This is a genomic window from Nonomuraea harbinensis (genome assembly GCF_019396385.1).
GTDB classification, from domain to species: Bacteria; Actinomycetota; Actinomycetes; order Streptosporangiales; family Streptosporangiaceae; genus Nonomuraea; species Nonomuraea ferruginea.
Genome location: NZ_JAHKRN010000055.1, coordinates 36,270 through 57,432, shown reverse-complemented (window position 1 = coordinate 57,432; position 21,163 = coordinate 36,270). Strand labels below are relative to the sequence as shown.

Below are 21,163 nucleotides of genomic sequence, written 5' to 3'. Positions count from 1 at the left end.
GGCCCCATCGGCATCCGCGAACGCGCCACCGCCTGCGGCGGCACCGCCGCCGCAGGCCCCCGCACCGACGCCCCCGGCTTCCACGTCTCCGCCCGCCTCCCCCTCTCATGACCCCCTCACCCCTCCCCGGAGAAAGCCAGCCTCCCGTCACCAAGGAGCCTCCTGGAACACCCCTCCACGCAGGCCCCCCACGAACCGGAAGCCTCAGCGGGCAGACCTCTCAAAACCCACGCCGTCACGGCCCTCCCCTCCACGCAAACCCCCCACCAACCGGACACCCCCGCGGAGGGCCGTCTGAAGAACCTCCCCATCACAACGGGTCCTTCCGCACAAAACCCCAGCTAACGGGACACCCCGGAGGGGAGCCGCCCGAAGACCCACCCCCTTACGGCCCGCCCTTCCGCGCAAACCCCCCACGAATGGGTCACCCCGGAGGGGGGCCGCCTGAAGAGCCGCCGCTTCGTGCCGACACCGCACGTCAGGGGGGAACGGATGGGGGGATTCGGGTGGTGGTGGCGGATGATCAGGAGTTGGTGCGGAGCGGGTTCGCGATGATCCTGGACGCGCAGCCGGACATCCGGGTGGTGGCCGAGGCGGGGGACGGGCTGGCGGCGGTGGCCGCGGCGCGGGAGCACCGGCCGGACGTGTTGCTGCTCGACATCCGCATGCCCCGGATGGACGGCATCGAGGCCGCCGGGATCGTGTGCGCGGAGACCGGGTGCAGGGTGCTCATGCTGACCACGTTCGACCTGGACGACTATGTGTACGACGCGCTGCGGGCGGGCGCCAGCGGGTTCCTGCTGAAGGACGTGCGCCGCGACGACCTGGTGAACGCGGTGCGGGTGGTGGCGGCCGGCGAGTCGCTGCTGGCCCCGTCGGTGACGACGCGGCTGATCCGCGAGTTCACGTCCCGGCCAGCCAGGCCGAGGCCCGGGGCGCTGGACGTGCTGACGGCCAGGGAGCGGGAGACGCTGCAGCTGATCGCCCGCGGGCTGTCCAACGCGGAGATCGCCGAGGCCATGGTGGTCAGCGAGCACACGGTGAAGACGCACGTCAGCAACCTGCTGGCCAAGCTGGGCCTGCGCGACAGGGTCCAGGCCGTGATCGCCGCCTACGAGTCGGGGCTGGCGGTCCCGGGCGCGTGACGGCCCACGACCCGCTCAAGTCGTCATTCGACGAGTGATGGAAACAATACGCCGCAGAATGATGCAATGGCCCGATCAACCAACTGAGGAGCCCCGTTGAACGACAACCTCGACCTCGCCGCCAACGCCCAGGAGCTGGCCGACGCCGCGCCCGCCGGATCCGTCGACCGGGCCGCGGCGTCGTCCGTGGCCATCACGCTGGCGACGACCCGCGACATCGCGCAGGCCAGGCGGACGCTGGACGGGCTCTCGCCCGAGGAAGTGCGGGAGGCGGCGCTGGCCCTGTTCGACCGGCTGTCCGCGGGGTGACCTGACCGCTGGGCGAGCGCGCACGACCGTTGGGCGACACGGCCGTTGCACCGCTCCACGTTCCCGATCACCCTGAGGGCATGCCGGGCGTTGACACCATCGACGGCCTGACGCGGGCCGTGGCCGACTTCGACACGAGCGGGTTCGAGCTGCCGATGGAGGAGGCCGCCCTGGCGAGAGCGCGCCGGTCGCTCATGGAGACCGGCCTGCTGCTGCTCGGCGAGATGCCAGGAGTACGGGAGAACCCGCTGGTCATCCTGCGGCTGATGGACGCGTTCGGGCTCGGCAGCCTGGCGCTCGACTGGCACGGCGGCCTGACCATGGAGCTCTACACGTACCTGAGACACGGCACGCCGCTGGAGAGCGCGCAGTGGTGGGTGGGCGACGGCCGGGTGACCGCGGGGCACCTCGCGGTGCTGCGGCGGCTGTCCCCGATCACGCTCACGCTGTTCGACGGCGCCGACCGGCCGGACAGGGACTCCGCCATGGCCCGGCGGGTGCTGGACACGGTGGCCGCCCCCACGCTGGTGGTCGCGGGCAGCGCCCACACCGGCGTCACGCCGGACGCGCTGGGCAAGCCCATGGGCGCCTGCCTGGCGCGGGAGCGGCCGGGGCTGGAGAGCATCCGCATCGACTACGGCCGCGGCTCCTTCTACGCCATGGAGCGGCGCGGCATGGACGCCCGCGCGGCGGCGCGGGGGTTGCGGGTGGTGGGCGAGGAGTTGGTGGTGGGGCTGCCGGAGTTCAGCGAGGCGACTGTGCCGCAGCTCCCGTTCGAGGCACTGCAGGGGAAGCTTGCCCAATTTTGAGCAAGTTTGACCGGCAGGTAAGGGGTTCGCGGACCGACCCGCGCTTCCGGATCTTTCACGAGGGCAGCGGATGCGTCAGTCTGGGGGCATCCGTCCATCGCGACACCGAGGGAGACCTGTGGCCGAACCCGCCAGCCTGGCGACCAGAGGCAGTGACTTCGCCAGACTCGCCACCAAGATCAATGAGGCCGGTCTGCTCGACCGGCGTCCCGTTTATTACGCCGTCCGAGGCGCCATCGTCGCGGCTTCCTTCGTGGGCGGCTGGGCGCTGTTCGTCTGGGTGGGCGACTCGTGGCTGCAGCTGCTCGTGGCCGTCGTGCTCGCCGTGGTCTTCACCCAGGTCGGCTTCATCGCCCACGACCTCGGCCACCGTCAGGTCTTCAGGACCCGCCGCACCAGCGACCTCGTCGGCATGCTGGTCGGCAACCTCGGCATCGGCCTCGGCTGGGGCTGGTGGAACACCAAGCACAACAAGCACCACGCCAACCCCAACCACGAGGACCACGACCCGGACGTCTCCCCTGCGGTGATCGTCTGGTCGGAGGACCAGGTGTCCAGGAGCCGCGGCCTGCCCCGGTTCATCGCCAAGCGGCAGGCGCTCTGGTTCTTCCCGCTGCTCACGCTGGAGGCCTGGCACCTGCACGTGGCCAGCGTGAAGGCGGTGTTCCAGCCTGAGACCAAGCGCCGCCGCACCGAGGGCGCGCTGCTGCTGGCCCACTTCGTGCTCTACTTCGGCGCGGTCTTCGCCGTGCTGCCGTTCGGGAAGGCGCTGCTGTTCCTGATCGTGCACCAAGGGGTGTTCGGCGTGTACCTGGGCTGCTCGTTCGCGCCCAACCACAAGGGCATGCCGGTGCTCACCGCCGAAGACAAGCTGGACTTCCTGCGCAAGCAGGTGCTCACCTCGCGCAACGTCAGGGGCGGCGTCGTCACCGACATCGCCCTCGGCCAGCTCAACTACCAGATCGAGCATCACCTGTTCCCGAACATGCCGGCGCCCAACCTCCGCAAGGCCCAGCCGATCGTGCGGCGCTACTGCGAGGAGATCGGCGTCAGCTACCTGGAGACCGGGTTGTTCCGCTCGTACGGTCAGGCCCTGCGGCACCTGCACGACGTGGGGGCCGCGCTGCGCTGACCCGTCCCGTCCGCCTTGTCCTCAGCCCTGCCGGCGACGCAGGCTCTCTCGGCGTTCCTCCAACTCGGAGATGAGTCCCGCCTGCTCGTCGGCCTGGGTGATCAGGGAGGCGATCTCCGTCTGGTCGGTCGCCCCCATGTCCCTGATCTGCTCGCGCTGCTCGCGGTTCTCCTGCTTCAGCCGCGCAATGTCCTCGTCGAGCCGGCGCAGTTCCTCTTCGTTGCTCATCCCGGGGCTGTACCCGCGAGCGGCCCGCTTACGACTTCCGGTGTATGGCCCGTACGCTGCGCGGACCGGGAGAATGGGGGTCATGCGCAGGCTGCAGGGAAGCACGGTCATGTCACTCGCCGTCGTGGCGGTGGCCGTGGTGGCGCTCGCCGTCACCTGGGTGGTCCGCGCCGACCGGCATCCCGGCGTGCTCGACGTGGTGCTGCCCGTCGTCGCCATGGCCGGCGTGCTGTTCCGCGAACGCTGCCCGGTGGGGGCCCTGGTCGCCGTGATGGGGGCGACCGTGGCCTACTATCCCTTCACCTCGCTGGACGCGCCGATCATCTTCCTGCCGTTCCTGGTGCTCTACACCGCGGCCGATCGCGGCCATCTCATCGCCGCCATCGCCACCGGCTCGGTCGCGCTGCTGGCCATGGGGCTGGGCGAGAGCGGCGAGGTCCGCCACGTGGACGACAGCACGTTCGTCATGATCGCCGGCTGGGTGGTGGCGGCCATCGCGGGCGGCAGCGTGGCCCGCAACCGCCGCGCCTACCTGCGGGAGGCCGAGCAGCGGGCGCACGAGGCCGAGCGCGGCAAGGAGGAGGAGGCCAGGCGGCGGGCCGGCGAGGAGCGCCTGCGCATCGCCAGGGAGCTGCACGACGTGCTCGGTCACAACATCTCCCTGATCAACGTGCAGGCGTCGGCGGCGCTCCACGGCATGAGGAAGCGGCCTGAAGACGCCGAGCTGGCGCTGCGCACGATCAAGGAGACGAGCAAGGAGACGCTGCGCGAGCTGCGCACCACGCTGGGCGTGCTGCGCCAGGTCGACGAGGACGCGCCGACCGCGCCCGCCGACAGCCTGTCCCGGCTGGACGAGCTGGTCGGGGCGTCCGGGCTGAAGGTCCGCACCGAGCTGTCCGGGCCGCTCGACCGGGTGCCCGTCGAGGTCGACCTGGCCGCCGTCCGGATCATCCGCGAGGCGCTGACCAACGTCTCCCGCCATTCCGGCGCCGGCGAGGCCACGCTCACCGTCTCCTCAGATGACCGGCATATCCTGATCCGCGTGGACGATGACGGCCCGGGAGTCACGTTCACCGAGGGCAGCGGCTTCGGTCTGCGCGGCATGCGCGAGCGCGCCGCCGCGCTCGGCGGCAGCCTGGAGGCCGGGCCACGACCGGAGGGCGGTTTCCGCGTCCTCGCCTCACTACCGCTGGACGGAGCCCCATGATCCGCGTGCTGCTGGCCGACGACCAGAACCTGGTACGAGCCGGGTTCCGGTCCATCCTCAGCGACGAGGACGACCTGGAGGTGGTGGCGGAGGCGGGCAACGGCGCCGAGGCCGTGACCCTGGCCCGCGAGCTGCGGCCGGACGTGGTGCTGATGGACATCCGGATGCCCGAGCTCGACGGCCTGGAGGCCACCCGCCGGATCGCCGGCGACCCGCGGCTCGACACGGTCAAGGTGATCATTCTGACCACGTTCGACCTCGACGACTACGTCTACGGCGCGCTGCGCGCGGGCGCCGGCGGGTTCCTGGTCAAGGACACCGAGCCGGCCGAGCTGATCCACGCCGTCCGCGTGGTGGCCAGAGGCGACGCGCTCATCGCGCCGTCCGTCACCCGGCGGCTGATCTCCGAGTTCGCCGGCCGGGTCAAGCGGCCCGAGCCCGGCCCCGAGCTCAACGCCCTCACCGAGCGGGAGCGCGAGGTGCTGGCGCTGGTCGCCGGCGGGCTGTCCAACGACGAGATCGCGGCCAAGCTGGTGCTCAGCCCGGCCACCGCGAAGACCCACGTCAGCCGCATCATGACCAAGCTCAGGGTGCGCGACCGCGCCCAGCTCGTGGTGCTCGCCTACGAGGCCGGTGTCATCACGCCGGGCTGGCTTACCTCCTGAGGAGTACGCCCCCGGGGCGGATGACACCCCGGGAGTACGGTGAGTGCACGCCGCGGGCTGACGCGCGAGAGGTGATCGTCGCCCGAGCCTGACCTCTATGGACACCGTCGACCTCGCGCGCCTGCAGTTCGCCCTCACCGCGGGCGCGCACTTCCTCTTCGTCGCGCTGACGCTCGGCCTGGTCACGCTGGTGGCCGTCATCCAGACCCGGGCCACGATCAGCCGCAGCCCGGTCCACGTGGGCATGACCAGGTTCTGGGGCCAGCTCTACATCATCAACTACGCGATGGGCATCGTCACCGGGCTCGTCATGGAGTTCCAGCTCGGCATGGCGTGGAGCGGGCTGGCGGAGTTCGCGGGGAACGTGTTCGGCTCCGCCCTGGCGCTGGAGACGATGGTCGCCTTCTTCATCGAGTCGACGTTCCTCGGCCTGTGGATCTTCGGCTGGGACAAGCTGAACCGGTGGGCGCACCTGGCGCTGATCTGGATCGTCGCGCTCACCGCGTACGCGTCCGCGTTCTGGATCCTGGTGGCCAACGGCTTCCTGCAGAACCCGGTCGGCTACCGGTCAGACGGCCACACGCTGCACATCACCGACTTCGGCGCGATGGTGGCCAACCCGGCGGCGATGGTGGCGCTCGGGCACGTCCTGGGCGGGGCGATGATGGTCGGCGGCTTCTTCATGGCCGGGGTGAGCGCCTACCACCTGCTCAGGCGTACCCCTGAGCAGGATTTCTTCCGCAAGTCGCTGCGGATCGGAGCGGGCGTGGCGCTGCCCGCCACGATGGTCACGGCCGCGTTCGGCGGGGTCGGGTTCGCCACGCTGCAGCCGGGCAAGATCGCCGCCTGGACGGGCGACGCCGACCGCGCCGCCGCGGTCCAGGCGGAGATGACGGCGCTGCACGGGCCCGGCGACTACCTGCCGCCCGTGGAGTGGGTGCAGGCCGGGGCGCTGACCATGCTGATCCTGTTCGGGATCATGTTCTTCCTTTCGGGGCTGAACTTCGTGCTCATGCTGATCCGGCCGGTGGTGCACGGCTTCCGCGCCTGGCACGTGGTGCTGATCGCGGCGATCCCGCTGCCGTTCGGGGCCATGATCGGCGGTTGGGTCTTCCGGGAGGTGGGGCGGCAGCCGTGGGCGGTCTACGGGCTGCTGACCACGGAGGACGCGATGTCGCCGGTGGGCGACGGGGTGATGCGCTTCTCCCTGATCGCGTTCACCGCGGTGTTCGCCGCGCTGACCGTGATCAACTCCTGGCTGCTGGCCAGGACCGCGCGGCGCGGGCCCGCCGCCGTCGGCCTCGGCGCGCGGCCCGCCGAGAAGCCCGAGCCCGTCCCGGCGTTCTGAGGAGCGAATATGGAGATCTTCATTCTGGCGTTCTTCGCGCTCGGCTACCTGGTGCTGGCCGGGGCCGACATCGGCGTCGGCATGGCGCTGCCGTACCTGGGCCGCACGCCCGGCGAGCGGCGCGAGGCGATCGCCGCCATCGCCCCGTTCTTCCTCGGCAACGAGGTGTGGCTGGTCGTCACCGCCGGCGTGCTGGCCGGGCTCTTCCCCGAGCTGGAGGGCGAGCTGCTGAGCGGCAACTATCCGCTGATCGTGGCGCTGCTGCTGTCCTGGGTGGTCAGGGACACCGGGCTGTGGCTGCGCGGGCGGCTCGACGGCCGGCTCTGGCAGGGCTGGTGGGACGGCGCGATCGTGGCCGGCAGCTGGGGGCTGGCGCTGAGCCTGGGCGGGCTGCTCGGCCACGTGCTGCTCGGCATGACCGGGCCGCTCGCGCTGCTGCCGGTGGCGGCGCTGGCCGCGCTGTTCGGCACGCACGGGCTGGCGTTCGCCGCGCTCCGGCTCCGCGGCGAGCTGCGGCGGCGCGCGGGGGTGCTGTCGGGCGGCGCCGGCGAGGGCCGCACCTACGCGCTGACGGCGGCGGCCCTGATGGTGGTGGGGGTGCTGGCCGGGCTCCGGCTGCCGCTGGAGCCCGGCACGTCGGGGGCGGTGCTCGGGCCGGCCGTCCTGGCCATGATGCCGCTGATGGTGGCGGCCCAGGCCTGGGTGTGGTGGACGTTCCGGCACCGCGTCACCGGCCCCTCCTACCTTTGACCTACAGGTTGCCGCCGCCGGTGGCGTCGAGGGTACTGCCGGTCATGAAGCTCGCCCCGGGGGAGGCGGCGAAGGCGATCACGTCGGCGATCTCGTCGACGTGGCCGATCCGGTTGACCGCGTGCACGCTCGTCGCATAAGCCTCTCCTTCGGGGGTATGCAACCAGCCCGCGTTCACGTCGGTGTCGATGATGCCGGGGGCGACGTTGTTGACCGTGATCCCACGCGGGCCGACCTCCTTGGCCAGCGCGAGCGTGAACGTCTGCACCGCGCCCTTGGTCATGGCGTACGCGATCGCCTGAGGGAAGGCGATGCGCGTCACGCCCGAGGTGACGTTGACGATCCGGCCGCCGTCCGGGATGAGCGGCAGCAGGCGCTTGGTGAGGAAGAACAGCCCTCGCACGTTCACCGCGAAGATCCGGTCGAACGCCTCCACCGTCTCCTGCTCCATCGGTACGGACGTACCGATGGCCGCGTTGTTCACCAGCACGTCCAGCCGGTCGGTCTCTTGCCGGAGCTGGGCGGCCAGGGACTCCACCTCGGCCGTGTCGCCCAGGTCGGCCCGGAGCGCGAACGCGCTGCCGCCGCCTGTCTCGATCAGCCGGACGACGTCCTCGGCCGCGGCCTCGTTCACCCCGTAGTGCACCCCGACACGGAACCCGTCGCGGGCCAGCCGCAGCGCCGCCGCGCGGCCGATCCCCCTGCTCGCGCCTGTCACCAGAGCGGTCCTCATGATGAACTTCCCTTTCTTTAGTGATCGCTACAGGAAAAATAACATAGCAATCGCTATAGAATGGGTCCCATGGCGAGACAGCGAGCCTTCGACCGCGACGAAGCACTCGACCGGGCGCTGCGCGCGTTCTGGCGCCACGGCTACGAGGCGACCTCCATCGCCGAGCTGACCGCGGTGATGGACATCCGGCCGCCCAGCCTGTACGCGGCCTTCGGCGACAAGCGGCGGCTGTTCGAGGAGGCGCTCCGGCGCTACCAGGAGAGCTACGGCGCCTTCACCGCCCGTGCGCTCGCCGAGGAGCCCACGGCCCGCAAGGCCATCGAGCGCATCCTGTACGAGGCCGCGGACGAGTACACCGACCCCGGCCACCCGCACGGCTGCATGATCATCTCGGCCGCGGTGAACTGCGGGCCGGAGTCGTCGGAGGTCGAGGAGGGGCTGAGGCTCAAGCGGGAGGCGGCCAAGGCCGCGATCAGGGAGCGCATCGAGCGCGACGTGACGGCCGGCCTGCTTCCCCCGTCCGCCGACGCGGCGGCGCTGGCCGCCTACTACGCGGCGGTCATCCAGGGGATGTCCACCCAGGCCCGCGACGGCGCGAGCCGTGACGAACTGGAGCGCACCGCCGCCCTGGCGATGCGCTCCTGGCCCGCCACCACCCCACCGCACCCCTGATGATCGGATCGCCCGGTTTCAAGTCAGCGGGCCTTGACGGAGACGTCCTCGACGGGCCTCTCGCGGGCCGACACACGCAGCCAGCGCGTCCCGTACGGATCGAGCGGCAGCCGCACCGGGCCCGACTCCGGAACCTCGACGGTGCCGTCCACCAGCAGGTCGGTCAGCAGGGAGCCGGCCAGCCCGTCGAGCTCCACCTCGGCCTCCACCGCCTCGTCGCCCAGGTTGTGGACGGCCACGACCGTGGCGCCGCCGGCGTCGCTGCGGTGCGCGTGGACGGCGGGATGGCCCGCGTCCAGCAGTTCGTACTCGCCCCAGGCCAGCTCCGGGCACTCCCGGTAGCGTTCGATGAGCAGCTGGAACCAGCGCAGCAGCGAATCGGTGTCGCGCTTCTGGTCCTCGACGTTGACGTGCTCGGGCCCGAACCGCCCGCCGGGCATCGGCCGCACCGGCTCGGCCGGGCTGAAGCCGCCGTCCTTCGACCACTGCATGGGGGTGCGCACCGCCATCCGGCCCTCGACGTCCAGGTTCTCGCCCAGCCCGATCTCCTCCCCGTAGAAGATCACCGGCGTGCCGGGCAGCGAGAACATCAGGCTGTAGGCCAGCTTCATCCGGCGCAGGTCGCCGTCGAACATGCCCGGCATCCGCCGGCGCAGGCCGCGGCCGAAGATCTGCATGCGCTCCTCGGGCCCGAACGCCCGGAACACCTCCTGCCGCTCCTCGTCGCTGAGCTGGTCCAGCGTCAGCTCGTCGTGGTTGCGCAGGAACGTCGCCCACTGGGCGTCCTTCGGCGCGTCCGGCCGTTCGCGCAGCGCGGCGATGAGCGGCGCCGCCTCCTGGCGGGCCAGCGACAGCCAGGCCCGCTGCATGACGGTGAAGTCGAAGCACATGGTGAGCTCGTCGCCCAGCCCGTCGCCGAAGTAGCTGACCAGTTCCTTGTACGGCAGGTTCACCTCGCCGAGCAGCACCGAGTTGCCCTTGCGGCGGGTCATGAACGCGCGCAGGCCGGACAGGACCTCGTGCGGCTCCCCCAGCCGCGGCGAGACGTTCTCGATCAGGAACGGCACCGCGTCCACCCGGAACCCGGCCAGCCCCAGCTCCATCCAGAACCCGAGGATGCGGGAGATCTCGTCACGCACCTCCGGGTTGCCCATGTTCAGATCCGGCTGGTGCTTGTAGAAGCTGTGCAGGTAGTACTGGCCGGAGCGGTCGTCGCGCTCCCAGACGCTGTTCTCCTGGTCGGGGAAGACCACCTGCTCCGGCTCCGGTCCCGGCTCGTCCTTCCAGACGAACCAGTCGCGCATCGGCGCGTCCTTGCCCTTGCGCGCCTCCAGGAACCACGGGTGCCGGTCGGAGGTGTGGTTCACGACCAGGTCGGCGATGACCCGCATGCCCCGGTCGTGCGCGGTGCGCATGAACTCCACGAAGTCGCCGAGCGTGCCGAGCCTCGGGTCGACACTGTAGAAGTCGGTGACGTCGTACCCGTCGTCCCGGTTGGCCGTGGGGTAGAACGGCATCAGCCACAGGCAGGTGACCCCGAGGTCGGCCAGATAATCGATCTCCTGGGTGAGCCCGCGGAAGTCGCCGACCCCGTCGCCGTCCCCGTCCTTGAAGGTCTCCACGTCGAGGCAGTAGACGACGGCGTTCTTCCACCAGAGGTCGCTCGTGTACGTCATACGCATGCGGGTCGGGCTACCCCCAAATCCCGGCAAAGAACGAGTCTGGGAGATCGGGGATCGGCAGGCATGACCGCGCCTCTGCCGGGCATCCGCAGACGTCGACTGCCGGTTAGCGGCATTCATCCACGCACTACGACAAACCGCCACTAAAGTCTGACCCGAAACGGATCTCCCGGAGGATGCCCATCATGAGCGACCACGCGATCACCTTCGACCTCATCGACACGGACAAGGACGGCCGCATCTCGGCCGAGGAGCTCGTCCGCCTGATGGAGATCCTCGGCCAGCCGGTGACCCTGGAAGCCGCCCAGGCAGGCGTGCGACGCCTGGACCAGGACGGCGACGGCCTCATCGACCTGGACGAGTTCGGCGCCTTCCTGAAGCCGTAGGCTCGTCGCGGGCGAAACGGGCCGAGACTCCCAGACTGTCGAGAAGCCGCCACATGCCGCTGGACGGGTCCTGATCGAGGAGATCACAGCCGGGTTCGGCCCGCCCGGATGAGCGCACGCGCCGGATGCGCAGCGCATGCCCAGATTCCGCGCGTTGGCATAAGCCTTTTCCACGCGGGGCAGCAGGTCCTCTGCCCGCGACCGGGTGATCCTCTTGTCCTTCCCGCCGAAGCCGGCGAAAGCCGGGCGCTGCGCGAGTAACCGGTGTACGTGATCGTTGCACCCGCTCTGCGGCACGTCGTACATCCCGTAGTGCAGGTACAGCCAGAAGTCGAAAGAAAGGCTGGAGAAGGCCACCCGGATCTTGGCTTGATGTCAGCCAGTGACGCGAAGGGTCCGCCTGTGGTCTTGATCGATTCCAGGTGCCTTCACAGAGTCCAGACGGCCAACCCCCGGGGGCCCCACACCCCCGGCGAGGGGGCCGGCCCCTGAGCTCTCGGGCGCGGAGCGCCCTGGCGGGGGAAGCCCGCGCTGTTCAGGCGGTGCGGATGTAGAGCTGGCCGAAGACTTCGGACAGGTTGCGGAGGTCTGTGGCCACGTCCACCTCCGGGGTCGCCGGGTCGTACAGGGTGGCGAGGCGGGGGCGGATGGAGGTGAGCTTCTTGAGCTGGTCCCAGGTGGGGTTGGCGGCCCACTTCTCTCCGTACACGCGGCTGACCTGGCCCTGGGCGTCCTGCCAGCGGGTCCAGAGGGTGATGGTGCCGGCGGCGGCGTCCTGGAGCGGGGCGGCGATGCGGTCGGTGATGGTCTGGGTGGCCTGCTCGGTGGTCAGCCGGGAGCCGCCGGGGGCGGCGAAGCCGGTGTCCTCGGCGGCGATGTGCGCGTAGGCGTCCCAGGCTCGGGCGCGGACCTGGATCCACTGGTTGCGCTGGGCGGTGGCGGCGTCGATCCGCCACGTGGCGTACTCGGTGGCGAGGTGGCCGCCGTCGAGGGAGAGCTGGTCGACGAGGCCCTTGGCGAGCCAGGCGCCGATGCGGTCGGGGTCGAGCAGCGGGTGCTTCTTGGCGAGGGCCTCGGCGCACTCGGCGACGGCGCCGCAGCCGAAGACGGGCACCGCGGTGTGGACGGCGAGCTTCTTGCCGGGGGCGAGCTTGCGGAGCGCGGCGGAGGCCGAGGCGACGAACGTGTCCAGCTCGTCGGCGGTGGCGAACGTCCGGTCGTAGCCGAGGCCGGAGCTGAAGCGGATGCCCGCGACGCCGGGCTGGGCGGCCAGGGCGGCGATCTTCTTGGCGGCCTCGGCGAGGTTGCCGGCCTGGTGGTCGTCGGCCAGCTCGGCGTCGATCCAGACGCGCATGCCGCTCGTGGCGGAGGTCTTGACGGCCTGGCCGGCGGGGGTCTCGGCGGCCTTCTTCACGGCGGCGCCGGTGACCTCGTCGGGGTCGACGAAGCAGGGCTCGGCGGTCGGGCACTCGGGCTGCCCGCCGTCCTCGGCGCCCTCGACGTCGGGGCTGCCGACGTCGTGCGACTGACCGTCGCCTTCCGAGTCGGTGGGGCAGTCGCTCTCGGTGCAGTCGATGACGATCGGGTCCATCGGGCCGGTGTCGCGCATGTTCTGACCGTCGTTGTCAAGCCAGAAGCGGGCGATCTCGGCGGCTTCCTCGGGGGTGGCCATCCAGCGGCAGACGACGTACGCGGGGGTGTCCTCCGCCATGAGGTCGTTGCAGCTGCGCGGATCGTCCTGCGACCACGCCGGGACGCCGATGCCGAGGAGGGAGAGCGCGAGACCGATGACGAAGAGCTGCCGCAGTCGCATGGCACCTTGACTTCCGGGGAGTGATCGGCTGGCATCTCGCACGATATCGGTATCAACGGTCGATCTCTACCGCCTGTGTCCGGGCGTGTGGAAAATGGGACGACAGCATCACTTCGTACCCGTCACACTTGAGCGTGCGTGAAATCCTCGGCGATCTCGGGCTCTTCCGGGACAGGCGCTTCGCCCTGCTCTTCGCGGCCCGTACCATCTCGATGCTCGGCGCCGCGTTCGCCCCGGTGGCCCTCGCTTTCGGCATCCTCGACCTGCCCGGCGCCACCGCCACGACGCTGTCGGTGGTGCTGACCGCGGAGGCGCTGCCGATGGTGCTGTTCATGCTGTTCGCCGGGGTGCTGGCCGACCGGTTCCCGCGGCAGCGGGTGATGCAGTTCGGCGAGTGGGCGAACGCCTTGGCCTTCTTCACCCTGGGCGCGATGCTGCTGTCCGGCTGGACCCCCCTGGTCGGCCTGGTCGCCGCGGCCGCCTTCAGCGGGATAGCCGTCGCCGCGCTCTATCCCGCGCTGACCGGGATCATCCCCGAGGTGGTGCCGGCCGAGCGGCTGCAGGCCGGCAACGCGCTGCTCGGCCTGGGCGCGAACGTCGCCAGGATGGGCGGCGCGGTGCTCGGCGGCGCCACGGTGGTGCTCGTCGGGGGCGGGTGGGCGCTGGCGGTCAGCGGCGCCCTGTTCGCCACCGCGGGGGTGCTGATCTCGCTGGTGCGGCCCACTCCTCTGGTGCGCGAGCGCAGGGAGCGGCATTCGGTGCTGAAGGACCTGCGCGAGGGCTGGCGCGAGTTCAGCTCCCGGCAGTGGATCTGGGTGGTGGTCGCCCAGTTCTCGATCCTGGTGATGGCGATCCAGGCCGGTCACGGGGTGCTCGGGCCGCTGCTGGCCAAGGAGAGCCTGGGCGGCCCGGCGGCGTGGTCGGCGTTCCTGGCCGGCGAGGCGATCGGCACGATCGCGGGCGTGGTGGTGTCGCTGCGGGTGCGGCCGCGCCGGCCGATCCTGGTCGGCGCGCTGCTCTGCCTGCCGGCGGCGCTGCCGTACTTCCTGCTGGGGACGGGTTCGCCGCTGTGGGTGACGGTATTGGGCGCGTTCGTGCTGGGCGTCTGTTTCGACGTGTTCGGCGTGCTGTGGATGACGACCATGCAGCGGGAGGTCCCGCCGGAGTCGCTGTCGCGGGTGAGCTCGTACGACGCGCTCGGCTCGCTGATGTTCGGCCCGATCGGGCTCATGCTGGCGGCGCCGGCGGCGGCGCTGATGGGCGTGCAGAACGCGCTGCTGGCGTGCGGCGGCCTGGTGGTGCTGTCCACCTGCGCGGCGCTGCTCTCCCCCGGCGTGCGCAACCTCCGCGCCCCGGCCCGCCTGGAGGCCGTCTCAAGCTGAGGCCCGCCCGCTGGTCCGCAGCCCGCGTGCCGGGGCCCGCTCGTGCAGCCCGAACCTCGGCTCCGGCCCGTACTCGCCGTCGAGGATCCCCGCCACGTACTCGGCCAGCGCCGGGGCGTGTTTGAAGCCGTGGCCGGAGTCGCCGCCGAGCAGCCACACGCCGGGCTCGGTCTCCGCGATGATCCACTCGGCGTCGGGAGTGAGCGCGTACTGGCAGACCTGGCTGAACAGCACCGGCGCCGAGGCCAGCGACGGGAACCGCCGCGCCAGGTAGGACCGGGCGCGCGCGACGCTGGCCTCGTCCACGGCGCGCTCGCCGTGCTCGGGCTCGTACGGGCGGCCTTCGACGTCGGAGGTGGCCTTCATGCCCACGCCGTCCACGTCACCGTGGCCGTAAGCGGCGGCTGCGTGGTCCACCCAGGCGGGCGTGCCGGGCGTGGTCCACGCGGCGGGGACCGCGAAGTGCAGCGTGTCCTGCTTGGTCACGGTCACGGGCACCTCGAACAACTCGGGCAGCCAGGCGCCGCACGCCCACACCACCCGGTCGGCGGTCAGCACCTCGCCCCCGGCCCCGACGGCGGCGCCGGGCGCCGGGGTCGCGCGGGCCCGGACGATCCGGGCGCCGGCGGACTCGGCCAGCCTGGCGGTCACCTGGGTGGCGCGGCGTGCCCTGATGACGCCGGCGTGCGGCTCCCACAGCAGGTGGCTGAGGCCGGCGGGGCTGTAGTCGGGGAAGAAGCGGGCGCCGTCGGCCGGGTCGAGGACCTCGCACGGTATACCTAGATTTTTCAGGACCTGGGCGCTGGTGTGCTCCCACCCGTCCGGCGTCCGGGCGAACCAGAGCATGCCTGCTTCCGCGTACAACTCCTCCCCGGCGCGCTCGCCGAGCCGCCGCCAGCCGTCGCGCGCCCGCCACGCCATGCGCGCGTACCACTCCTCGCCGCCGTGCGAGCAGCGCATCAGCCGGGTCTCGCCCGCGCTGGCCTGTCGTACATGTCCCGCCTGGTGCTGCTCGACCAGCGTCACCCGCCATCCGGTTTCGGCGAGCCGCAACGCCAGCGATGAACCCCAAATACCCGATCCGACCACGATGACCGATTTCATGGGACCACGGTGACCCGGAGACCTCCTCGGGATCAAGGGGTCAGATGACGATCAACGTCACCACCACGCCCGCGCAGTTGCCCGCCAGGCAGATGCGCACCGGCACCCTGGACACCCCGGACTCCACGGGCACGCCGCCGACGTGCCCGTCCGGGCCGATGGTGACGCCCGGGGGCAGCGCGCCCTGGCGGGTCACGGTGAACGTCGGCGGCACCCCCGTGGGCCCGCCCCTGATCTGGATGTTCCCGTCCAGTCGCTGCCCGGCCCTGCCGGGGAAGGTGAGAGCGCCCGGCGCCCACGGCACGTTGCGCAGCACGACGAACGTGACCCGCTCCTCGTCGCACGCCTGATCGCGGCAGATCTGGACCTGGGCCGCGTACGTGCCGGCCCGCTCGGGCCTGCCGTACACGCGGCCGGTCGCGTCCACCCCGATCCCCGGCGCGAGGCGCGGGCCCGGACGGATGCGCGCCCCCTTCTCCACGGGCATCAGGCGCTGCTCGACCTCGATGCCCACGGTCAGGTAGAAGGTGTCCTCCACCAGCCGGTCGAACGGGGTCGCCGCGGGCGCGGCCCTGGTGGCGTAGAGCGCCCGTGATCCCACGGAAGGAAGCGCGGGGAGGAAAGCGCACATGGCCAGCCCGGCAACCAGGAGTATCCACGTTTGCCGCATCCTTACCCCCCGGTGTTCTGTTCCCCTACGTACCCTTTTCACCGCATACAGTCACCGCTCCCCCATGACCGTGGCTGGATAATCGCTTCATGGCCGCTGAATCCGCTCAGACGCTCGAACGCGGGCTCCGCCTGCTCAGGCTGCTTTCCGACGGGAAGGGCGGGCGGACCCCGACCGAACTGAGCGCGGAGCTGTCGCTCAGCCGCCCGGTGGTGTACCGGCTGCTGACGACCCTGCTCAACGAGGGGTTCGTGCGCCGCGACGACGAGGGCCGGGTGCATCTGGGGTTCGAGCTGCTCGCGCTGGCGCGGGCCGTGCAGCCGCTGCTGCGCGCGGCGGCCCTGCCGACGCTGCGGCGGCTGGCCGAGCAGGTGGGCGCGACCGCGCACCTCACCGTGGCCGAGGGCGACGACGCGCTGGCCGTGGCGGTGGTCGAGCCGTCGTGGACGGACATGCACGTGGCCTACCGGGAGGGCGCCCGCCATCCGCTGGCGAAAGGCGCGGCCGGGCGGGCGATCCTGGCAGGTCGCGAGGGCGGGTCCGCATATCTGGTGACCGAGGGGCAGTTGGAGGAGGGAGCCCGGGGGGTGGCGGCGCCCGTTCTGGGGCTGCCCTGGTTGGAGGCCTCGGTCGGGGTGGTCACGTTCGGGCCGCTCGCGGAGTCCACCGGACCTCGCGTCGTCGAGGCCGCCGCCGAGCTTGCCGCCGCCCTGGGGTGACGGTTGACATCCGTCCGGGGATGACGGACGGTTATCACGCATAGAGGACACATACGTCCGATAATCGGACGACACGGGAGGGGCGGATGCCGTACTACCGCGCCGTGGGCGAGGTGCCCCGCAAGCGCCATGTGCAGTTCAGGCGGCCCGACGGCGGTCTGTACGCCGAGGAGCTGATGGGCGAGGAGGGGTTCTCGTCCGACTCGTCGCTGCTGTACCACCGCCACCTGCCGACCGCGATCGTCAAGGCCGAGGCCGTCGCCCCCACGGCCGACACGCGCCTGGAGCCCAACCTGCCGCTGTCGCCGCGCCACTTCCGCACCACGCAGCTCTCCAGCGCGGGCGACCTGGTGTCCGGGCGGATCCTGCTGGCGGGCAACGGCGACGTCCGGTTGTCGTACGCCACCAGCGACCGGCCCAGCGAGCTCTACCGCAACTCGATGGGCGACGAGTGCGTGTACGTCCAGGAGGGCACGGCCCGCTTCGAGTCCACGTACGGCGTGATCGAGGCCGGCACCGGCGACTACGTGGTCATCCCGACGGGCACCATCCACCGCTGGGTGCCGGCGGGGCGGGTCAGCGTGCTGGCCGTCGAGGCGTCCGGGCACATCAGGCCGCCCAAGCGCTACCTGTCGCAGTACGGGCAGTTCCTGGAGCACGCCCCCTACTGCGAGCGCGACCTGCGGGCGCCCGCCGAGCCGCTGCTCGCCGAGGGCGAGGAGGTGCCGGTGCTGGTGCGCACCAGGGGCGGGCTGACCCGGCTGGTCTACCGCCACCACCCGTTCGACGTGGTCGGCTGGGACGGCTACCTCTATCCGTACGCGTTCAACATCGACGACTTCGAGCCGATCGTGAAGAGGACGCACGCGCCCCCGCCCGTCCACCAGACGTTCGAGGGGCCAGGCTTCGTGATCTGCTCGTTCTGCCCGCGGCCGCTCGACTTCCACCCGGAGTCGGTGCCGATCCCGTACAACCACCACAACGTCGACTCCGACGAGTTCATGTTCTACGTAGGCGGCGACTACTCGGCGCGGAAGGGGTCGGGCATCGACGTGGGCTCGATCTCGCTGCACCCGGCCGGCTTCACGCACGGGCCGCAGCCCGGCGCGGTCGAGGCGGTGATCGACGCCGTCGCCAAGGGCGTCACCACCACCAGTGAGAAGGCGGTGATGGTCGACACCTTCCGCCCGCTCGACCTCGGACAGGGCGCGCTCGCCTGCGAGGACCCCGGATACGCCTGGACTTGGTCACGATGACGCTCTACACCGCTCTGATCGACGACGCGGGACTGTTCCCGCCGACGTCACTGCACATGTCCGACGCGCTGGACCGCCACCGGCGCAACCAGGAGCGGGGCAGCCGGGTGCTGACCCACCGCTTCCTCTGCCCGGCCAGCAGGCTCGGCCGGCTGCGCGCCGAGCAGTTCCGGCCGCGGTGGGTCGGGCTGATCCTCGACACCCCGGAGCTGCCGGACCTGACCGGCCTGCCCGTCGACATCGCGGAGGCCGAGCTGCCGCCCGAGCGTGGGGTGGAGGAGCTGGCCCGCGAGCTGCTCCGCGCGCTCCCCGGCGGGGTGCGGCTGTTCGTCGAGGTGCCGCCGGGGAAGTTCGTCCCCGACGTGCCCGAGGGCGTGGGCCTGAAGGTCCGCTGCGGCGGCGCCCGGGCCGAGGCGTTCCCGCCGGTGGAGCACCTCGCCTCCTTCATCAGGTTCTGCGTGGCCGCCGACATCCCGTTCAAGGCCACGGCCGGGCTGCACCACGCCGTGCGCCACTTCGACCCGACGCTGAGCGTCGACCGGCACGGCTTCCTCAACCTGCTGGTGGCCGTGTGCGAGGCCGTCGAGGGCCGCGACCCGGCACCCACCCTGCGCATCACCGACGTGGGCCAGCTCACGCGCATCGCGCGGGCCATCTCTGAGGAGACGGCGAAGCGGGCCAGGCAGCTCCTGGTCAGCTACGGCTCCTGCAGCACGACCACGCCGATGGACGACCTGAAGGCGCTGGGCCTGATCGAGGAGGACGAGTGAGCTGGGGACTGGACAACCTGCCCTACGGGGTCTTCTCCCGGCAGGGGGAGGCGCCCCGGGTCGGCGTCCGTTACGGCGACCGGGTGCTCGACCTGGCAGCGGCGCTGCACGACGAGGTGTTCGCCGCCCCCTCGCTCAACCCGTTCATGGCGCGCGGCCGCTCGGCCTGGCACGACACGCGCCGCCTGATCAGGAACAAGCTGTCCGGCGACCTCGCGGTGACCGAGCCGCACCTGGTCCCGCTGGAGCAGGTGCGGCTGCACATGCCGTTTGAGGTGGCCGACTACGTCGACTTCTACTGCTCGCTGGAGCACGCGAGCAACGTCGGGCGGATCTTCCGGCCCGACGCCGAGCCGCTCAAGCCGAACTGGCGCCACCTGCCGGTCGGCTACCACGGCAGGGCCGGCACGGTCGTGCCGTCCGGCACGCCGGTCCGGCGCCCCCACGGGCAGCTCCGGGCGGGGGTGTACGGGCCGACGGCCAAGCTCGACGTCGAGGCCGAGCTGGGGTTCGTGGTGGGCGTGCCGTCCGAGCTGGGCTCACCGGCCGGGGCCTTCGAGGACCATGTGTTCGGGGTGACGCTGGTCAACGACTGGAGTGCGCGCGACATCCAGGCGTTCGAGTACGTGCCGCTCGGGCCGTTCCTGGGCAAGTCGTTCGCGACCTCGATCTCGCCCTGGGTGACGCCGCTGGAGGCGCTGCCCAGGGTGCCGGGGCGGACGCAGGACCCGGAGCCGATCGACTACCTGCGCAGGAAGGACGACTGGGGGCTCGACATCACGCTGGAGGTCGAGCTCAACGGTGAGGTGATCTCCCGTCCGCCGTACCGGGACATGTACTGGACGCCGGACCAGATGCTCGCCCACCTCACCGTGAACGGCGCCTCGCTGCGCACCGGCGATCTGTTCGCGAGCGGCACCGTCTCCGGGGAGGCGCGCGAGGAGCGCGGCTCGCTCATCGAGCTCACCTGGAACGGGACCGACCCCGTCAAGCTGCGCAGCGGCGAGACCAGGACGTTCCTGCAGGACGGGGACGCGGTGACGATCCGCGCGACGGCGGGTGACGTCAGCCTCGGGGAGGTCTACGGAAAAGTCGGTTAAGTGACTCGGCGTGCTTGTTTCGTGACTCCTCGCTAATCTTGGGAACCCTTCCCCAGGAACATCAGGAGTGACATGCTGCGGCGTGCCGCGACGATCCGCCTGGCCGCCTTCCTCGTCCTCGCGGGGGGCTGCGGAGCCGTGCGGGCGGAGCCTCCGCCCCCGACCGTGGTGCAGGTCTCCCCGCCGCTCGGCGCCGCGCGCGCCCGTCCCGACCAGGGGCTCGTGGTGCGCGCCCAGGGCGGCCCGCTCCAGCGGGTCGTCGCCCACTCCGGCGGTGTCCCGGTACGCGGCGACCTCGACGCGGCGGGCACCACCTGGCGCTCCCGCTGGACGCTGAAGCCCGGCGCCGAATACTCGGTCATCGTGACGGCGGCGGGCCGCACCGTCGCCGCCGGCCGCTTCCGCACCCGCCCCGCCGGACGCGCTCTCCAGCTGACCGCCACCGCGCCGCTCCCCGGCGAGACCGTGGGCGTCGGCATGCCGGTCATCCTCGACTTCGGCTCCCCCGTACGCGACAAGGCCGCGGTGGAGCGGGCTCTGGAGGTCACGGCCGGCCGGCCGGTCGAGGGCGCCTGGCGGTGGATCGGCGACACCCGGGCGGTCTACCGCACCCGGCGGTTCTGGTCTGCCGGGCAGACCGTCACGGTCACCGCCCACCTGGCCGGCGTCCGGGCAGCCCCCGGCCTCCACGGCACCGCCGACCGGACGTTCGCCTTCACCGTGGGCCGCCACCAGGCCACCGAGATCGACGCCCGGACCCACCGCATGGTCGTCCGCCGCGACGGCCGCGCCGTGCGCCACATGGCGATCAGCGCCGGCATGGCCACCACCCGCGAATACACCACGACCAGCGGCGTCCACCTGACCATGGACAAGGGCCACCCGGTCCGCATGATCTCCCCCGGCCGCGACGAGGGCGACCCCGGCTACTACGACGTGATGATCGACCACGCCGTCCGCATCTCCGACAGCGGCGAGTACGTGCACGCCAAGGACAACGTGTGGGCCCAGGGCCGCCGCAACGTCAGCCACGGCTGCGTCAACGCCCGCCCCGACCAGGCAGCCTGGTTCTACTCCCACTCCCTGCGCGGCGACCCCGTCGTGATCACGGGCACCGACCGCGAGCTCGAATGGGACAACGGATGGGGGTTCTGGCAGCTCTCCTGGGAGAAATGGCGCGCCGGCAGCGCTCTTCTCGCACCCGGGCCTCTGCCGTAAGCGGAAATCCCGGATTACGGTGGTGAGAGGGAACGATGGCGCCGACGGTCCCGTTATTCCTATAG

At 71.4% G+C, this 21,163-nt stretch carries 22 protein-coding genes; 16 read left to right on the top strand and 6 right to left on the bottom strand.

Annotated elements, in window-relative coordinates; all coding sequences use genetic code 11:
* Nucleotides 1-509: 509 nt before the first annotated feature.
* From KME79_RS37375 to KME79_RS37360, 4 genes are all read left to right on the top strand, one after another.
* Nucleotides 510-1,145, top strand: coding sequence for a response regulator (locus KME79_RS37375; protein ID WP_372452518.1), 636 nt, complete (start codon nucleotides 510-512; stop codon nucleotides 1,143-1,145).
* Between the two features lie 96 nt (nucleotides 1,146-1,241).
* On the top strand, nucleotides 1,242-1,454 hold the full coding sequence (locus KME79_RS37370; protein WP_219550159.1) for a hypothetical protein: 213 nt from the start codon (nucleotides 1,242-1,244) through the stop codon (nucleotides 1,452-1,454).
* Between the two features lie 80 nt (nucleotides 1,455-1,534).
* On the top strand, nucleotides 1,535-2,263 hold the full coding sequence (locus tag KME79_RS37365; protein WP_219550157.1) for a hypothetical protein: 729 nt from the start codon (nucleotides 1,535-1,537) through the stop codon (nucleotides 2,261-2,263).
* Nucleotides 2,264-2,381: 118 nt separating this feature from the next.
* The gene (locus tag KME79_RS37360; protein WP_308249193.1) at nucleotides 2,382-3,395 is read left to right on the top strand and encodes a fatty acid desaturase family protein; all 1,014 of its coding nucleotides are present in this window, start codon (nucleotides 2,382-2,384) and stop codon (nucleotides 3,393-3,395) included.
* 21 nt (nucleotides 3,396-3,416) lie between these two features.
* Here the strand turns inward: KME79_RS37360 and KME79_RS37355 are convergent, their stop codons facing one another.
* Nucleotides 3,417-3,623: a hypothetical protein gene (locus KME79_RS37355; RefSeq protein WP_148035071.1), complete on the bottom strand. Its 207-nt coding sequence runs from the start codon at nucleotides 3,621-3,623 to the stop codon at nucleotides 3,417-3,419.
* 82 nt (nucleotides 3,624-3,705) lie between these two features.
* Here KME79_RS37355 and KME79_RS37350 point away from each other — a divergent pair, with 82 nt between their 5' ends.
* From KME79_RS37350 to KME79_RS37335, 4 genes are all read left to right on the top strand, one after another.
* Entirely contained in the window at nucleotides 3,706-4,830 is a 1,125-nt protein-coding gene (locus KME79_RS37350) for a sensor histidine kinase (RefSeq protein ID WP_246641071.1), read from the top strand.
* A complete protein-coding gene (locus KME79_RS37345) occupies nucleotides 4,827-5,495 on the top strand; it encodes a response regulator (protein WP_148035073.1) in 669 nt (222 codons plus the stop codon). Before KME79_RS37350 ends, KME79_RS37345 begins: the two co-directional genes overlap by 4 nt.
* 97 nt (nucleotides 5,496-5,592) lie before the next feature.
* Nucleotides 5,593-6,843: a cytochrome ubiquinol oxidase subunit I gene (locus KME79_RS37340; protein WP_219550153.1), complete on the top strand. Its 1,251-nt coding sequence runs from the start codon at nucleotides 5,593-5,595 to the stop codon at nucleotides 6,841-6,843.
* A 9-nt stretch (nucleotides 6,844-6,852) separates the two neighbouring features.
* Complete coding sequence (locus tag KME79_RS37335; protein WP_219550151.1) at nucleotides 6,853-7,593, top strand: cytochrome d ubiquinol oxidase subunit II; 741 nt, start codon at nucleotides 6,853-6,855, stop codon at nucleotides 7,591-7,593.
* A gap of 1 nt (nucleotide 7,594) precedes the next feature.
* Here KME79_RS37335 and KME79_RS37330 read toward each other — a convergent pair whose 3' ends face one another.
* Nucleotides 7,595-8,326 (bottom strand): SDR family NAD(P)-dependent oxidoreductase, encoded by a 732-nt coding sequence (locus tag KME79_RS37330; protein ID WP_219550149.1) that lies wholly within the window; start codon nucleotides 8,324-8,326, stop codon nucleotides 7,595-7,597.
* Nucleotides 8,327-8,395: 69 nt separating this feature from the next.
* Here KME79_RS37330 and KME79_RS37325 point away from each other — a divergent pair, with 69 nt between their 5' ends.
* Complete coding sequence (locus KME79_RS37325) at nucleotides 8,396-8,998, top strand: TetR/AcrR family transcriptional regulator (RefSeq protein WP_219550147.1); 603 nt, start codon at nucleotides 8,396-8,398, stop codon at nucleotides 8,996-8,998.
* A gap of 23 nt (nucleotides 8,999-9,021) precedes the next feature.
* Here KME79_RS37325 and KME79_RS37320 read toward each other — a convergent pair whose 3' ends face one another.
* Nucleotides 9,022-10,680 (bottom strand): alpha-amylase family protein, encoded by a 1,659-nt coding sequence (locus KME79_RS37320; protein WP_219550145.1) that lies wholly within the window; start codon nucleotides 10,678-10,680, stop codon nucleotides 9,022-9,024.
* Between the two features lie 185 nt (nucleotides 10,681-10,865).
* Here KME79_RS37320 and KME79_RS37315 point away from each other — a divergent pair, with 185 nt between their 5' ends.
* On the top strand, nucleotides 10,866-11,066 hold the full coding sequence (locus KME79_RS37315) for an EF-hand domain-containing protein (RefSeq protein ID WP_308249192.1): 201 nt from the start codon (nucleotides 10,866-10,868) through the stop codon (nucleotides 11,064-11,066).
* 535 nt (nucleotides 11,067-11,601) lie between these two features.
* Here KME79_RS37315 and KME79_RS37310 read toward each other — a convergent pair.
* Nucleotides 11,602-12,879: a hypothetical protein gene (locus KME79_RS37310; RefSeq protein ID WP_219550143.1), complete on the bottom strand. Its 1,278-nt coding sequence runs from the start codon at nucleotides 12,877-12,879 to the stop codon at nucleotides 11,602-11,604.
* A gap of 134 nt (nucleotides 12,880-13,013) precedes the next feature.
* Between KME79_RS37310 and KME79_RS37305 the strand changes: the two genes are divergently transcribed.
* Nucleotides 13,014-14,261: an MFS transporter gene (locus tag KME79_RS37305; protein ID WP_219550165.1), complete on the top strand. Its 1,248-nt coding sequence runs from the start codon at nucleotides 13,014-13,016 to the stop codon at nucleotides 14,259-14,261.
* Here the strand turns inward: KME79_RS37305 and KME79_RS37300 are convergent.
* Complete coding sequence (locus KME79_RS37300; RefSeq protein WP_219550141.1) at nucleotides 14,253-15,365, bottom strand: NAD(P)/FAD-dependent oxidoreductase; 1,113 nt, start codon at nucleotides 15,363-15,365, stop codon at nucleotides 14,253-14,255. The two genes, KME79_RS37305 and KME79_RS37300, sit on opposite strands and share 9 nt — an antisense overlap.
* A gap of 40 nt (nucleotides 15,366-15,405) precedes the next feature.
* Nucleotides 15,406-15,966: a hypothetical protein gene (locus tag KME79_RS37295; RefSeq protein WP_148035085.1), complete on the bottom strand. Its 561-nt coding sequence runs from the start codon at nucleotides 15,964-15,966 to the stop codon at nucleotides 15,406-15,408.
* A gap of 158 nt (nucleotides 15,967-16,124) precedes the next feature.
* Between KME79_RS37295 and KME79_RS37290 the strand changes: the two genes are divergently transcribed.
* The 5 genes from KME79_RS37290 to KME79_RS37270 all read left to right on the top strand — a co-directional run bounded on the left by KME79_RS37290 (nucleotide 16,125) and on the right by KME79_RS37270 (nucleotide 21,098).
* Complete coding sequence (locus tag KME79_RS37290) at nucleotides 16,125-16,754, top strand: helix-turn-helix domain-containing protein (RefSeq protein WP_219550139.1); 630 nt, start codon at nucleotides 16,125-16,127, stop codon at nucleotides 16,752-16,754.
* Nucleotides 16,755-16,840: 86 nt separating this feature from the next.
* Nucleotides 16,841-18,010, top strand: coding sequence for a homogentisate 1,2-dioxygenase (locus tag KME79_RS37285; protein WP_219550137.1), 1,170 nt, complete (start codon nucleotides 16,841-16,843; stop codon nucleotides 18,008-18,010).
* Entirely contained in the window at nucleotides 18,007-18,780 is a 774-nt protein-coding gene (locus KME79_RS37280) for a hypothetical protein (protein ID WP_219550135.1), read from the top strand. Before KME79_RS37285 ends, KME79_RS37280 begins: the two co-directional genes overlap by 4 nt.
* Complete coding sequence (gene fahA, locus KME79_RS37275; protein WP_148035089.1) at nucleotides 18,777-19,880, top strand: fumarylacetoacetase; 1,104 nt, start codon at nucleotides 18,777-18,779, stop codon at nucleotides 19,878-19,880. Before KME79_RS37280 ends, fahA begins: the two co-directional genes overlap by 4 nt.
* 72 nt (nucleotides 19,881-19,952) lie before the next feature.
* On the top strand, nucleotides 19,953-21,098 hold the full coding sequence (locus KME79_RS37270; protein WP_246641069.1) for a L,D-transpeptidase: 1,146 nt from the start codon (nucleotides 19,953-19,955) through the stop codon (nucleotides 21,096-21,098).
* The last annotated feature ends 65 nt before the right edge of the window (nucleotides 21,099-21,163 follow it).

Bases quoted from the DNA above. Each gene is read 5' to 3' on its own strand.
- KME79_RS37365 (WP_219550157.1), top strand. From the start codon at position 1,535: ATGCCGGGCGTTGACACCATCGACGGCCTGACGCGGGCCGTGGCCGAC.
- KME79_RS37355 (WP_148035071.1), bottom strand. From the start codon at position 3,623: ATGAGCAACGAAGAGGAACTGCGCCGGCTCGACGAGGACATTGCGCGG.
- KME79_RS37350 (WP_246641071.1), top strand. From the start codon at position 3,706: ATGCGCAGGCTGCAGGGAAGCACGGTCATGTCACTCGCCGTCGTGGCG.
- KME79_RS37345 (WP_148035073.1), top strand. From the start codon at position 4,827: ATGATCCGCGTGCTGCTGGCCGACGACCAGAACCTGGTACGAGCCGGG.
- KME79_RS37340 (WP_219550153.1), top strand. From the start codon at position 5,593: ATGGACACCGTCGACCTCGCGCGCCTGCAGTTCGCCCTCACCGCGGGC.
- KME79_RS37335 (WP_219550151.1), top strand. From the start codon at position 6,853: ATGGAGATCTTCATTCTGGCGTTCTTCGCGCTCGGCTACCTGGTGCTG.
- KME79_RS37330 (WP_219550149.1), bottom strand. From the start codon at position 8,326: ATGAGGACCGCTCTGGTGACAGGCGCGAGCAGGGGGATCGGCCGCGCG.
- KME79_RS37325 (WP_219550147.1), top strand. From the start codon at position 8,396: ATGGCGAGACAGCGAGCCTTCGACCGCGACGAAGCACTCGACCGGGCG.
- KME79_RS37320 (WP_219550145.1), bottom strand. From the start codon at position 10,680: ATGCGTATGACGTACACGAGCGACCTCTGGTGGAAGAACGCCGTCGTC.
- KME79_RS37315 (WP_308249192.1), top strand. From the start codon at position 10,866: ATGAGCGACCACGCGATCACCTTCGACCTCATCGACACGGACAAGGAC.
- KME79_RS37310 (WP_219550143.1), bottom strand. From the start codon at position 12,879: ATGCGACTGCGGCAGCTCTTCGTCATCGGTCTCGCGCTCTCCCTCCTC.
- KME79_RS37300 (WP_219550141.1), bottom strand. From the start codon at position 15,365: ATGAAATCGGTCATCGTGGTCGGATCGGGTATTTGGGGTTCATCGCTG.
- KME79_RS37290 (WP_219550139.1), top strand. From the start codon at position 16,125: ATGGCCGCTGAATCCGCTCAGACGCTCGAACGCGGGCTCCGCCTGCTC.
- KME79_RS37285 (WP_219550137.1), top strand. From the start codon at position 16,841: ATGCCGTACTACCGCGCCGTGGGCGAGGTGCCCCGCAAGCGCCATGTG.
- KME79_RS37280 (WP_219550135.1), top strand. From the start codon at position 18,007: ATGACGCTCTACACCGCTCTGATCGACGACGCGGGACTGTTCCCGCCG.
- KME79_RS37270 (WP_246641069.1), top strand. From the start codon at position 19,953: ATGCTGCGGCGTGCCGCGACGATCCGCCTGGCCGCCTTCCTCGTCCTC.